General features: G+C 69.1%; 13 protein-coding genes. 6 read left to right on the forward strand and 7 right to left on the reverse strand.

Going from position 1 to position 12942, the window contains the following annotated elements:
• Position 1: 1 nt before the first annotated feature.
• The 3 genes from otsA to otsB are packed head-to-tail and all read right to left on the reverse strand — an operon-like array spanning position 2 to position 3977.
• Positions 2-1444: an alpha,alpha-trehalose-phosphate synthase (UDP-forming) gene (gene otsA, locus KHC28_RS19805; RefSeq protein ID WP_214010272.1), complete on the reverse strand. Its 1443-nt coding sequence runs from the start codon at positions 1442-1444 to the stop codon at positions 2-4.
• Positions 1429-3225 (reverse strand): glycoside hydrolase family 15 protein, encoded by a 1797-nt coding sequence (locus tag KHC28_RS19810; protein WP_214010104.1) that lies wholly within the window; start codon positions 3223-3225, stop codon positions 1429-1431. Before KHC28_RS19810 ends, otsA begins: the two co-directional genes overlap by 16 nt.
• Positions 3222-3977 (reverse strand): trehalose-phosphatase, encoded by a 756-nt coding sequence (gene otsB, locus KHC28_RS19815; protein ID WP_246565039.1) that lies wholly within the window; start codon positions 3975-3977, stop codon positions 3222-3224. The genes KHC28_RS19810 and otsB overlap by 4 nt, the downstream gene beginning before the upstream one ends.
• A gap of 286 nt (positions 3978-4263) precedes the next feature.
• Here otsB and KHC28_RS19820 point away from each other — a divergent pair, with 286 nt between their 5' ends.
• The 4 genes from KHC28_RS19820 to tam all read left to right on the forward strand — a co-directional run bounded on the left by KHC28_RS19820 (position 4264) and on the right by tam (position 8343).
• Entirely contained in the window at positions 4264-4818 is a 555-nt protein-coding gene (locus KHC28_RS19820; protein ID WP_214010106.1) for a cupin domain-containing protein, read from the forward strand.
• A gap of 90 nt (positions 4819-4908) precedes the next feature.
• Positions 4909-6564 carry an energy-dependent translational throttle protein EttA gene (gene ettA / locus KHC28_RS19825; protein WP_214010107.1) on the forward strand — a complete coding sequence of 552 codons (1656 nt, stop codon included), beginning with the start codon at positions 4909-4911 and terminating at the stop codon, positions 6562-6564.
• A 218-nt stretch (positions 6565-6782) separates the two neighbouring features.
• Positions 6783-7556 carry a hypothetical protein gene (locus KHC28_RS19830; protein ID WP_214010108.1) on the forward strand — a complete coding sequence of 258 codons (774 nt, stop codon included), beginning with the start codon at positions 6783-6785 and terminating at the stop codon, positions 7554-7556.
• A 4-nt stretch (positions 7557-7560) separates the two neighbouring features.
• Entirely contained in the window at positions 7561-8343 is a 783-nt protein-coding gene (tam, locus tag KHC28_RS19835; protein ID WP_214010109.1) for a trans-aconitate 2-methyltransferase, read from the forward strand.
• 72 nt (positions 8344-8415) lie between these two features.
• On the opposite strand, the gene KHC28_RS19840 is transcribed toward tam, so the two are convergent.
• Complete coding sequence (locus tag KHC28_RS19840; protein ID WP_214010110.1) at positions 8416-8895, reverse strand: VOC family protein; 480 nt, start codon at positions 8893-8895, stop codon at positions 8416-8418.
• 131 nt (positions 8896-9026) lie between these two features.
• Here KHC28_RS19840 and KHC28_RS19845 point away from each other — a divergent pair, with 131 nt between their 5' ends.
• Both KHC28_RS19845 and KHC28_RS19850 read left to right on the forward strand, forming a co-directional pair.
• The gene (locus KHC28_RS19845) at positions 9027-10256 is read left to right on the forward strand and encodes a lytic murein transglycosylase (RefSeq protein WP_214010111.1); all 1230 of its coding nucleotides are present in this window, start codon (positions 9027-9029) and stop codon (positions 10254-10256) included.
• A gap of 29 nt (positions 10257-10285) precedes the next feature.
• Positions 10286-10747 carry a lipocalin-like domain-containing protein gene (locus tag KHC28_RS19850; RefSeq protein WP_214010112.1) on the forward strand — a complete coding sequence of 154 codons (462 nt, stop codon included), beginning with the start codon at positions 10286-10288 and terminating at the stop codon, positions 10745-10747.
• Here the strand turns inward: KHC28_RS19850 and KHC28_RS27780 are convergent.
• The 3 genes from KHC28_RS27780 to prmB all read right to left on the reverse strand — a co-directional run bounded on the left by KHC28_RS27780 (position 10744) and on the right by prmB (position 12927).
• Positions 10744-10875, reverse strand: a complete 132-nt coding sequence (locus KHC28_RS27780) for a hypothetical protein (RefSeq protein WP_281419138.1) — start codon at positions 10873-10875, stop codon at positions 10744-10746. The two genes, KHC28_RS19850 and KHC28_RS27780, sit on opposite strands and share 4 nt — an antisense overlap.
• Before the next feature lie 193 nt (positions 10876-11068).
• Positions 11069-11902 carry a class D beta-lactamase gene (gene blaOXA, locus KHC28_RS19855; RefSeq protein ID WP_246565040.1) on the reverse strand — a complete coding sequence of 278 codons (834 nt, stop codon included), beginning with the start codon at positions 11900-11902 and terminating at the stop codon, positions 11069-11071.
• Between the two features lie 116 nt (positions 11903-12018).
• Positions 12019-12927, reverse strand: coding sequence for a 50S ribosomal protein L3 N(5)-glutamine methyltransferase (gene prmB, locus KHC28_RS19860; RefSeq protein WP_214010113.1), 909 nt, complete (start codon positions 12925-12927; stop codon positions 12019-12021).
• Positions 12928-12942 lie beyond the last annotated feature (15 nt).

Raw genomic sequence — 12942 nt, forward strand, 5'->3', positions numbered from 1 at the left:
CTCAGCGTCGGCCGCGCGCCGTCTTGGTGGGAGGAGAGGCGCTGCGCGAAGGTTCGACGCCTGCACCAAAACCGTCAACCCCTGAAAGGTCGTGGAGGAAGGTTTCGCACCACCTGTGGATGGTGTTGCGGCTCACCTTGTCCATATTGGTGCGCCAGCGGTCGCGTCGCTCGTCGAGCGGCATGGACAGCGCCATGTCGAGCGCGTCGGCCATTCCCTCCACGTCATAGGGGTTGACGATCACCGCGCCGGACAATTCGTCGGCGGCACCGGCGAAGCGCGAGAGCACCAGCACGCCCGGATCCTCCGGGTTCTGCGCCGCCACATATTCCTTGGCGACGAGGTTCATGCCGTCGCGCAGCGGCGTCACCAGTCCCAGCCGGGCGGTGCGGTAGATCGCCGCCAGCGTGGCGCGCTGGAACGGACGGTTGAGATAGCGCAGCGGCACCCAGTCGAATTCGGCATATTCGCCGTTGATCGAGCCGGCCAGTTCCTCCAGTTCGCGCCGCAGGGCCTGGTACTCCGCCACCTCGCTGCGGCTGAGCGGGGCGATCTGCATCATGGTCACGGTGGAGCGCCGCTCGGGATGGCTCTTGAGCAGTTCACCGAAGGCGGCGAACTTGTTGGGCAATCCCTTCGAGTAGTCCAGCCGGTCGACCCCGACCGCCAATGCCCGCCCGGCGAGGCTGGCCTTCAGCCGATCCTCGTCCTCGCTGCCGGCCGCCGCCTGGGCGTCGCGCACGAAGGCGTCGGCGTCGATGCCGATCGGGTAGGTGGCGACGCGGAAGCGCCGGTCGCGCAGGCCGACCACGCCGCCCGGCGCGATCCAGCCGCGCGCCTCGCTCGACACATAGGTGAGCAGCGCCCGCACGTCGTGCTCGGTCTGCAAGCCGACGAGGTCGTAGCGCGACAAATCGCGCACCAAGGCCGCATGCGAGGGGAGGGTGAGGAACACTTCCGGCGTCGGCCAGGGAATGTGGTGGAAGTAGCCGATGCGCCCCTCGAAGCCGAGCGCGCGCAATTCGCTGGCCAGCGGGATGAAGTGGTAGTCGTGCACCCAGACGATGTCGTCGGGCTTCAGGAGCGGCATCAGCGCCCGCGCGAAGGTGGCGTTCACCCGGCGATAGCCTTCCCACTCGGTGCGGCGGAAGTTCAGGAGGCCCAGCCGGTAATGGCACAGCGGCCACAGCGTGCCGTTGGCATAGCCGGCATAGTGGTCGCGCTGGTCCTCCGGATCGAGGGTCTGCAGCGCGTAGGTCACCTTGCCGGAACGGAAGATTTTGGGCTCGGCCGGCGGGTCGACCTGGGTTTCCCCGCTCCAGCCGAACCACACCCCGCCGCGCTTGTTCAGCGTCTCGCGCAACGCGACGGCCAGCCCCCCGGCCTTGGCGCCGCGCTCTTTCGGCGAGGCGACCCGATTTGAAACGATTACGAGCCGCGCCAGAACGCTTCCTCCCATGTCTTCGACAGGCGCATTGCCGTGTCGATCAGCCCCACCATCGAATAGGTCTGCGGAATGTTGCCCCACAGCTCCAGCGTCTGGTTGTCGATGTCCTCGGAAAGCAGCCCGGCCTCGTTGCGCCGGTCGAGCAGGTTCTGGAACATCGCGCGCGCCTCGTCGCGGCGCCCGATCATGTCGAGCGCGTTGACGTACCAGAACGAGCAGATCGTGAAGGAGGTCTCGGGCAGGCCGAAATCGTCCTCGCCGGCGTAACGCATCAGATAGCCGTTGCGCATGAGGTCGGTGCCGACCCGCTCCACCGTGGCGATGAAGCGCGGATCGTCCGGCCGCACGAAGCCGAGATCGGCGAGCAGCAGCAGGCTGGCGTCGATCTGGCCGTCCTCCTCGGCATCGAGGAAGCTGTTCATCTCCTCGTTCCAGGCGAAGGAGAGGATGCGGGCGCGGATCGCCGCCGCCTGCTCCTTCCAGTAGGCGGCGCGCTCCGGCAGGCCGAGCACATTGGCGATCTTGGCGAGCCGGGTGCAGGCCGCCCAGCTCATCACCGCCGAGAAGGTGTGCACCCTCCGCTTGCCGCGCAGCTCCCACAGCCCGGCATCGGGTTCGAAGGCGAATTCCGCCGCCCGCGCGCCGACGCCTTCCAGGAGTTCGAACAGCGCGCGGTCGCCCCGCGTCGGCAGCCGGTGGTCGAAGAACATCTGCGCCGCCGCCAGCACCACATGGCCGTAGCCGTCATTCTGCACCTGCTCGGCCGCCTGGTTGCCGACCCGGACCGGTCCCATGCCGCGAAAGCCGGGCAGGGCCGGGGCGAAGCGTTCCACCAGCGGCGTGCCGGGCACGATGGAATAGACCGGTGCCAGCCGCCCGGAGGGCTCGGAGGCGATCACCGTGGTCAGGTAACGGATGTAGTCTTCCATCGTGCGGGTGGCGCCGAGCAGGTTCAGCGCCCGCACGGTAAAATAGCTGTCGCGCAGCCAGCAGTGCCGGTAGTCCCAGTTGCGGATCGAGTGCGGCGCCTCGGGGATCGAGGTGGTCAGCGCCGCAACGATGCCGCCGGTCTCCTCATAGGCGCACAGTTTCAGCGAGATGGCGGCGCGGATCACCGCGTCCTGCCATTCGAAGGGAATGGAGAGGTAGCGCACCCACTCGTACCAGTAGTCGCGGGTCTTCTCCTCGAAGGAGCGCGCGGTCTCGGTGAGCGAGGCGGCGAACGGCTCGTCCGGCCCCAGCACGATGGTCGCCGCCTTGCCGAGCACGAAGGGGCGCTCCTCGGCAATGTAGACGATCGGCAGGTCGGTGGTGGCGCGCACGGTGAAGTCGGCACCGGCGAAGCGCATATGGTTGGAGCCGCGCACCGGTACCGGCTTCTGCTCGCCCCAGTCGAAATGCGGCCGCAGCCGCACCGTGACGCGGCAGGTGCCGGCGATCGGCTCGATGCGCCGCACCAGCGTCGCCGGGCGGTAGATCCGATCATAGAGCTTGAAGCGCGGCGCGAAGTCGGTGATGCGCAGCTTGGCGCCGTCGGCGCTCTCCAGCACGGTCTCGATGACGGCGGTGTTGGGCAGATAGCGGCGCGTCGCCTTCACCTGTCCGTCCAGCACTACGTCGAAGAAGCCGCCGGCCGGTTCCTCGCCGCCGAGCAGGGCGGAGAAGATCGGGTCGCCGTCGATGCGCGGCCAGGAGCACCAGGCGATGCGGCCGTTCGGATCGATCAGCGCGGCGATGGTGCCGTTGCCGATGGCGGCGAGATTGAGATTGGAGCTCATCGCGTCGCCTCCGCCAGGCCGAGGCTCTCGGCCACCACCGAGGCGAGCCAGCCGCGCACTTCGCCGGGGTCGCCGAGGCGGAAATCGGCCTGGTCGGTCGGGCGCGGGCCGACCGCCACCGCGAGGCCGCCGGCCGCCTTCACCGCGCCGAAGCCGTCCTCGTCGGTCACGTCGTCGCCGAGGAACACCGGCAGACGCCCGGCGAAGGGCGCGGTCTCCAGGAAGCGCTTCACCGCCGTGCCCTTGGTCAATCCGGCCTGGCGGATCTCGATCACGCTGCGCCCGGCGAGCAGTTCGATGTCGGATTGCAATCCGTTGGCGATGGCGCCGACCTTCAGCTTCACGTCGTCCTCGAATTGCGGCACCGCGCGATAATGCACGGCGAGCGACAGTGGCTTGTGCTCGAGATAGACGCCCGGCCACGCCTTGAGCGCCGCGTCGAGCTCGTCCTCCAGCCGCTTGCGCCAGGGCGGGATGGCGAGCGGCACCGCCTTGCCATGCGGGTCGAGCCGCAGCTCGGCGCCGTGCTGGCCGGCGGCGGCGAGCCGTGCCGGGGCGAAGCGGCGGTCCATCCATTCGATGGTGCGGCCGGAGACCAGCGCGACAGCGCCGTCGAAGGCGGTCTGCAAGCGCATCAGCAGCGTCGGCAGATCCTCCGGGATGGTGATCCCTTCGGGATGGTCGGCGTGCTCGATCAGCGTGCCGTCAATGTCGAGGAAGAGGGCCCAATCCGACCGGAGCGCGGGGCGCATGCCGGTTTCTGATGCGGTTCGTACTCTCGCCATGCCAATCCTATACAAGCCTCGCCCCGCCGTGCGGAGGTAGTGAAAGCGGAGGTAGTGACATAGGCACGCCTCCCCGTTCGCTGCCCTGCAGCAAGGGGGTAACGCGGAGAGCGCGGTGGCGTTCCAGTACCGGAGCAGGAAAGTTCGTCGGCTGGTCGGAAACCCTGTCGCTGCGCGCCCTGCGACGACGTCGCCATGGGCCTCGCCGGCCGGGCGGGCTAGTATCCGGCTCGGTATGTTGGAGGGCACGGACATGACCGCCGACGAGGTGATCGTGCGGCTCGATCTCGCGCCGGGCGCGACCTGCGGCTTCGTGCGGCTGACCTATGTCGCGCCGCAGCGCATCGCGCCCGCCGGCCTGCCGGCACCGTTCGAGGGCGGGCGGCCGATGGGCTCGGCGCTGTATTTCCTGGTGACGCCGGCGGCGCCGGTGCAACTGCACCGCATCCGCAACGACCAGCTCTACCATTACTATCTCGGCGACCCGCTCGACGTGCTGCTGCTGCACGAGGACGGTCGCGTCGAGCGCGCGGTGGTCGGGCCGGACCTCGCGGCCGGCCAGTGCGTGCAGCTGTTCATTCCCGGCGGTACCTTCCATACCGCCCGCCTCGCCGCTGGCGGCCACTGGTTCCTTGGCGGCAGCACCGAATGGCCCGGCGTCGAGCCCGAGGATGTCGAGCTGGGCGACAGCGAAGCGCTGGTCGCCCGTTTCCCGTCGGCGGCGGTGGAGATAAGCGATTTCCCGGCGCCGCCGGCCTCGTCCGGGGCAGCGGTGGCCTTGCCGGGTACAGGCGCGCGGTCTACATAGCGCGCAACCCTTCTCACCGGCACCACGGCCCGCTGTCGGCACATAGCCGCGGCGCGCGCCCCCCACGCGCAGATGCGCAGGATCTGGCTCATGGCTTCCTACCAGTACGTCTACCACATGCACGGCATGACCAAGGCCTATCCGGGCGGCAAGAAGGTGCTCGACAATGTGCACCTCTCCTTCTACCCGACGGCCAAGATCGGCATTCTCGGCCCGAACGGCTCGGGCAAGTCGACGCTGCTGAAGATCATGGCCGGCATGGACAAGGACTTCACCGGCGAGGCCTGGGTCGCCGAGGGCGCGCGCGTCGGCTACCTGCCGCAGGAGCCGCAGCTCGATCCCGCCTTGTCGGTGCGCGAGAACGTCATGCTCGGCGTTGCCAAGCAGAAGGGCATCCTCGACCGCTACAACGAACTCGCCATGAACTATTCCGACGAGACCGCGGACGAGATGACCGCGCTCCAGGACGAGATCGAGGCGCAGGGCCTGTGGGACCTCGACAGCAAGATCGACCAGGCGATGGACGCTCTCGGCTGCCCCGAGGAGGGCTCCGACGTGACCAAGCTTTCCGGCGGCGAACGCCGCCGCGTCGCGCTGTGCCAGCTTTTGCTGTCGCAGCCGGAGCTGCTGCTGCTCGACGAGCCGACCAACCATCTCGACGCCGAGACCACCAACTGGCTGGAAGGCCATCTGCGGAACTATCCGGGCGCGATCCTGATCGTCACCCATGACCGCTACTTCCTCGACAACGTGACCGGCTGGATCCTCGAGCTCGATCGCGGCCGCGGCATCCCCTATGAGGGCAACTACTCCTCCTGGCTGACGCAGAAGACCAAGCGCATGGCGCAGGAGAACCGTGAGGACGAGGCCCGCCAGCGCGCGCTCGCCTCCGAGCAGGAGTGGATGGCGGCGTCCCCCAAGGCGCGCCAGGCCAAGAACAAGGCGCGTATCCAGCGCTATGACGAACTGGTCAAGAAGGCGTCGGAGAAGGCGCCGACCACCGCGCAGATCGTTATTCCGGTGGCCGAGCGCCTCGGCAACAACGTCATCGAGTTCAACGGCCTCAGCAAGTCGTTCGGCGACCGGCTGCTGATCGACAACCTGTCGTTCAAGCTGCCGCCGGGCGGCATCGTCGGCGTCATCGGGCCGAACGGCGCCGGCAAGACCACGCTGTTCCGCATGATCACCGGGCTGGAAAAGCCCGATGCCGGCTCCATCACCATCGGCGACAGCGTCCAGATCGGCTATGTCGACCAGAACCGCGACGCGCTGAACGACAAGAAGACGGTGTGGGAGGAAGTCTCCGGCGGCAACGAGATCCTCTATCTCGGCAAGCGCGAGATCAATTCGCGCGCCTATTGCGGCGCCTTCAACTTCAAGGGCGGCGACCAGCAGAAGAAGGTCGGCATGCTGTCGGGCGGCGAGCGCAACCGCGTTCACCTCGCGCGGATTTTGCAGCAGGGGGCGAATGTCCTGCTGTTGGACGAACCGACCAACGATCTCGACGTCGAGACGCTGCGCGCGCTGGAAGAGGCGCTGGAAGACTATGCCGGCTGCGCGGTGATCATCTCGCATGACCGCTTCTTCCTCGACCGCATCGCCACCCACATCCTCGCCTATGAGGATGACAGCCATGTCGAGTGGTTCGAGGGCAACTTCCACGACTACGAGGAAGACAAGAAGCGCCGCCTCGGTGTCGATGCCATCATCCCGCACCGGATGAAGCACAAGAAGCTGACGCGCTGAGGCGCGGGGAAAGCGGGGCGGCCCGTCGTCCTTCCATCTGACGAAAGCCGGCGCCGGGCTCCCCGCGCCGGCTTTTGCGTTTCCGGGCGCGGCGTCCACGCCCGGCCCCGTCGGCACGGCAGCGGTCATGGATGCCGTCCGCCTGCCTTTTCGCGACTCGCGCGCTGCGGCCGGACGCGCTATAGCCCGAACCAGCGCAACCCGACCGCGGTCAGCCGATGCGAACGCTCCGGCGCCTTGCCCTCAACCGCTGGGACCTCGGTCTCGGCCTCGTCGCCATCCTGGTGGCGACGGCGGCGTTCGCGTGGTTCGTGCGCGCCGCCGATCCGTCGATCCGCAGCGCCCTGATCGCCGGCTGGATCGCCGTCGCGCTTGCCTGTGCCGGCGGTATCATCCGGCTGACCGCGACGCGTCAGGGCAGCATCCGGCTGTTTTCCTCCGAGATCCGCGCGCTGCAATTCGGCCTGCACAGCATGGACATGCTCGGCTTCTGGCGGGCGCTCCACGCCGATCCCGCCGCCGGCGCCGGCGGTTTCGCCGATGTCGCCCGCAAGGAGAGCTATTTCGCCTTCATCCATGCGTCCGGCGCCACCATCGGCAATCTGCACCCGGATGTCGTCGAGAGCACGGTGCGTTTCTACACCTATCTGAAGATGTCGCGCGACGCGGCGGATAGCCTCGGCGGCTGGGACAAGGTGACGGACCCTGCGGCCCGCCGCGCCCATATCCGCTATGTCGTGATCCTGCTCGCCCAGTCGATGCTGTGGGGCTTCATCGCCCGCTGGCACATGGGCGCGGCGTTCCGGCCGGACGACTATGCCTTCCTCGCCGAGATCGAGAAGGCCTATGACGAGGTGACCGTCAGCGGCACCTTCCACATGCTGTGCGGCGGCCATCAGCAGCGGGCGGTGCTGACCGCGCTGCGCGAGGAGGCCGCCCGACTTTCCGCCGTCCAACCTGCCGCCGTGCCCGACAAGATCGTGAGAGAGTGAGCCGATGACCCTGCGTGCCGCCGCCGAAGACTGGAACCCCGCCCTCTATCTGAAGTTCGCCGACGAGCGCACGCGCCCCTCGCGCGATCTCGTCGCGCAGATCCCGCTGGAGACGCCGCGCCGCGTCGTCGACATCGGCTGCGGGCCGGGCAATTCCACCGAGCTGCTGGCGGAGCGCTGGCCGCAGGCCGAGGTGCTCGGCATCGATTCTTCGCCCAACATGGTCAGGCAGGCCGGCGAGCGCCTGCCCGCCGCCCGTTTCGAGGTCGCCGACGTCGCGACATGGCAGCCCGAGCCGGGCACCGACCTGATCTTCGGCAATGCGGTGTTCCAGTGGGTGCCGGACCATCCCGCCGTGCTGCGCCGCCTTCTGGAGGGGCTGCCCGAGGGCGGTGTGCTCGCTGTGCAGATGCCCGACAACGTCGCCGAGCCCTCGCATGTGCTGATGGCGCAGACGGCGACGGACGGGCCGTGGGCAGGCAAGATCGCCGGCGCCACCCGCGACGAGCTGCCCTCGGTCGGTGCCTATTACGACCTGCTGAAGCCGGCGGCGCAGCGGGTGGAGATCTGGCACACCCACTACCAGCACGCGCTCGATGGCGCCGCCGCCATCGCCGAGTGGTTCAAGTCGACGGCGCTGCGGCCCTATCTCGACCCGCTCGATGCCGGCGAGCGCGCCGCCTTCCTCGCCGCCTACACCGCGCGGATCGCCGAGGCCTATCCGGCGCGGGTGGACGGCAAGGTGCTGCTGCGCTTCCCGCGCCTGTTCATCGTCGCGGTGCGATAAGCCCCGCTGCGCCAGGCCCGGCGCCAACTCCGGCGCCGGCCCCGGCGTGCCAGCTCCGGTGTGGAGGGTGCCTCACGCCCCCTCCGCCGCCTTTCGCAGCGTCGCGAGGTCGATCTTCGTCATCTCCATCATCGCCGCCATCACCCGCCGCGAGGTGGCGGGGTCGGCATGTGCCTTCTCGACGAGTTCCTGGCTGTTCACCTGCCAGGACAGGCCGAAGCGGTCCTTCAGCCAGCCGCAGGCCTGGTATTGGCCGCCGGCGCCGAGTTTCTCCCAGTAGAAGTCGATTTCCTCCTGCGTCCGGCAGTCGATCAGGAAGGAGGTCGCCTCGCTGAGCTTGAAGGTCGGTCCGCCATTGATGGCGCCGAACGTCACGCCGTCGAGCTCGAACACCACCGCCATCACGCTGCCCTCCGGGCCGGGGCCGAGTTCGGAATAGCGCGCCACCGTGAGGATGCGCGAATTGGGGAACACCGAGACGTAGAACGTCGCCGCCGCCTCGGCCTCGCTGTCGAACCACAGATAGGGGGTGATCGCCTGCCTCAGTCCCATCGTGTCTCTCCCGCTTTCCGCCGGCATCCGTGCCGGCACTACAAGGACGCCCGGCGCCGCCCGGTCCCGACACGCGCAACCGTGAACGGGGAGGATTTCCGCGCCGGCTCCCGCTGCGCTAAGTAGGGCGCATGCGCATCTTGTCCCGCCTCGCCGTCGCCCTCCTGTCCCTGTCCGCGATCGCCGGGGCGTCCTCGTCCGCCCACGCCGACGCCGCCTTCGACCGCTGGCTGGCGGCGCAATGGCCGGCGGCTCAAGCGATGGGCATCTCCCGCGCCACCTTCGAGCGCGAGACCAAGGGGCTGGAGCCCGATTATTCGCTGCCCGACCTCGCCATTCCCGGCAAGCCGCAGAAGCCGGGCGCGCAGGCCGAGTTCGTGCAGACGCCGGCCGCCTATCTCTCCGACAAGGCCATCGCCTCCTATGCGTCGCGCGGCCGGGCGCTCGCCGCGCAATATCGCGGCCAGCTCGACGCCATCGAGCGGCGCTTCGGCGTGCCCGGCTCGATCCTGCTGGCCATCTGGGCGCGCGAGACCTCCTATGGCGGCGCCAAGCTGAACTACGATGCGCTGCGCGTCGTGGCGACGCAGGCCTATGTCGGCCGCCGCAAGGACGAGTTCCGCGCCGAATTCCTCGCCGCGCTGAAGATCCTCGACGAGGGCCATGTGAGGCGCGCCGAGATGAAGAGCTCCTGGGCCGGCGCCATGGGCCTCACCCAGTTCATGCCGACCGGCTACCTGAAATACGGCGTCGACCTCGACGGCGACGGCACCGCCAATATCTGGACCTCGGTGCCGGAGGCGCTGGCCGCCACCGCCAGCCTGTTGCGCGAGGAGGGCTGGCAGCCCGGCAAGCGCTGGGCCTACGAGATCGCGGTACCGGCCGGCTTCGACTGCACCCAGGCAGAGCCCGCCGTCACCCGTCCGATCGCCGACTGGCTGAAGAGCGGCGTGAAGGTGGCGGATGGCCGCCGCATCCCGCCCACCGCGATGAAGGACCCGGCCTCGATCATCATGCCGGCCGGTCCCTTCGGCCCGGCCTTCCTGACGCCGGCCAACTATTTCGCGCTGAAGAACTACAACTTCGCCGATCTCTACGTGCTCTATGTCGGCCACCTCGCCGACCGCATCGAGGACGACCGTCCCTTCGCCCGCGACTGGCAGCCGATCGCGCTGGTGAAGACCACCGACCTCGAATTCATGCAGAAGGTGCTCACCCGCGAGGGCTTCTACGCCGAGAAGGTCGACGGCAAGGCCGGCATGAAGACCCGCGCCGCGCTCGGCGCCTACCAGAAGGCGAGGGGCATGCCGCTTGACTGCTGGCCGACGCAGGCGCTTCTGGAGCGCATGAAGGGCGGCTGAGGTTGCGGGCGCCGCCGGAGGGCGGTGCGATGCGCGAGGCGGATCTGCTCGGTGCCTGGATACTCAGGAGCTTCCATTTCGAGGAGGTGTCGACCGGCCGCCAGTGGGAGCCGTTCGGCCCGCATCCGGCGGGCACCATCCTCCTGCATCCGGGTGGGCGGTTCTTCGCCCTGATCACCCCGACCGGCCGGCCTTCGCCGGTCACCGAGGCCGAGCAGGCGGCCGCCTTCCGCGACCTCGTCGCCTATTCCGGCACCTACCGGATCGAACCGCCGGATCGGCTGGTCACCCGGGTCGACATCTCCTGGTTCCCGCGCTGGATCGGCACCGAGCAGTTGCGCCACTGCACGCTCGACGGCGACGATCTCGAACTGGTCAGCGCCCCGCTCGACATGCCCCGGGGCGATGGCGAGCCAGTCGCGGTGTTCGCCCGCGTGGCATGGCGCCGCGAAGTGGCGCCGCCGGACGGCGCCGCGGCGGTCGCGCCCTAGCCGGCATCGGCACTCGCCACCACCAGCGGCGCCGGCGCGGCGTTCGACGGCTCGGGCGCATGCGCCGCGATCACGCTCAGCGCCACCACGCCGGACAGCACGAAGACGATGAGCATCCGGGCGTACATCTGCGCTCTCCCATTGGGCCGCCATCACGGTCGGCCGATGGGAGAAGGTTACGCAGGAGCGCGCGCCGCCGATATTGTACCCGGGCGTGGTGGTTTCATCCGATCAAGGGGGGCGATCATCCCTTGGTTTAAAGGCGAGCGCGTGCAAATTGCCCGGGCGGCTTCCGGCCGCCGCCCGCGAGAGGTGCCCCGCCTACTTCACCTTGTCGAGCAGCCCCGGCAGCTCGGCGAGCATGGCGTCGCGGGCACGCCAGCTGGTCGGCGTCTCCTGCCGCACGGCGTCGCGGTCGAGCCGGGCGAACGTCACCGAACGCCCGTCCTTCGTCGCCCAGCCGACGAACCAGCCATAAGGCTGGCCGCGCACCGGCTGGCCCTTGGCGTCGCGGGCGAAGCCCATGCCGGTCTTGCCGTGCACCTGCCAGCCATTGGCTGTGGTGGGGACGCGGGTGATCTCGCCGGTCATCTCCACCGCCCGCTTCGACACCGGCAATTCGCCGCGCAGCATGCGGCCGAGGAAGCCGAGCTGCTCCTTGGGCGAGAGGGCGAGCGAGGTGGAGAGCCAGGATTCGGTCAGGCCGTCCTTCTTGCCGGTGTTGCCGGAGACGTCGCGGTTGCCGTAGCCGAAGCCGTCGACATAGGCGCGGAAGCGCGCCATGCCGAGCTTGCGGGTGATCTCCTGCGAGTACCAGACCACCGATTCCTTCATCCAGTAGGTCGGGTCGACATCCGCCTTCCATTCCTTGCGCCAGGCGGGATAGCCCGGCTTGTAGGGCCAGGAGGGCGCATGGGCGTCGGTGAGGATGCCGGCGTCGTAGCCCATCAGCGCGATCGGGATCTTGAAGGTGGAGGCCGGCGTCACCCGCTCCTCGCAGCCGGGTCCGTCCTGCGTCAGCACCTTCCCGGTCGCCGCGTCGGCGAGCACCGTGCACAGCGTCGCCGCCCGCGCGGGCAGCGCGAGCGCGGAGGCGGCGAGGACGACAGCGGCAAGCATGGGGGCGGAGAAGGCGAGGGTGGAACGGCGGCGCATGGGCTTCCTCACGGGCAGTTGCTTTGCCGCGCACAGCACCCGCCGCCCGTGGCCGAAATCCGGCACCCGCCGGGCGATTTCCGGTCTGTCCCCGGCGCCGAGCGCTCCGCGAATCCTCAGCGCCCGGCGAAGTCCCCGGCCGACAGCCAGAACACCTCGCCCTCGCTGTCCTCGGTGTCGAGCCACAGGAAGGGCAGCTCGGGATACTCGGCTTCCAGTATCTCCCGGTCGGTGCCGATCTCGCAGATGAGGCCACCGTCGCGGGAGAGGTGCTTCGGCGCCTCCCTGAGGATGCGCCGGACGATATCGAGCCCGTCCGGCCCGCCGGCGAAGGCCAGCATCGGCTCGTGGCGATGCTCCGGCGGCAGCGCGGCGCAGGTCTTGGCGTCGACATAGGGCGGGTTGGTGATGATCAGGTCGTAGCGCTTGCCCTTCAGCGGCGCGAACAGGTCGCCCTGGTGCAACCTCACCCGGTCCTGCATCTCGTGCAGCGCCACGTTCTCCGCTGCCAGCGACAGCGCCTCGGGCGAGAGGTCGACCGCGTCCACCGCGGCATTCTCGAACAGCATCGCCGCGAGGATGGCGAGGCATCCCGAGCCGGTGCACAGGTCCAGCACCCGCCCGACCGCCTCCGGCTCCGGCACAAGCGAGAAGCCCTCGCCGCCGAACAGGTCGCCGGCCATCAGCTCGCCGATGAAGGAACGGGGCACGATGGCGCGCTCGTCGCTCTTGAAAGGCACGCCGCGAATATAGGTGCGGCCGAGCAGATAGGCCGCCGGCTTGCGGGTGCGGCAGCGCTCCTCGATCAGATAAGCGAGGCGGGCGCGCTCGCCGCCGGTCAGGCGGCAGTCGAGCCAGGGGTCGAGCTCGTCGACCGGCAGGTGCAGCGCCTCGAGGATGATGAAGGCGGCCTCGTCGAGCGCGGTGGTGGTGCCATGGCCGAAGCCGAGCTCGGCGGCGTTGAAGCGGCTGACGGCGTAGCGCAGGAAGTCGCGCAGCGTGTGGAGGTCTTGTTCTGCGCTCACCGGGATTCTCCTGTG

Origin of the sequence: Ancylobacter sonchi (assembly GCF_018390695.1) — a bacterium.
In the GTDB taxonomy this organism is placed as follows: domain Bacteria; phylum Pseudomonadota; class Alphaproteobacteria; order Rhizobiales; family Xanthobacteraceae; genus Ancylobacter; species Ancylobacter sonchi.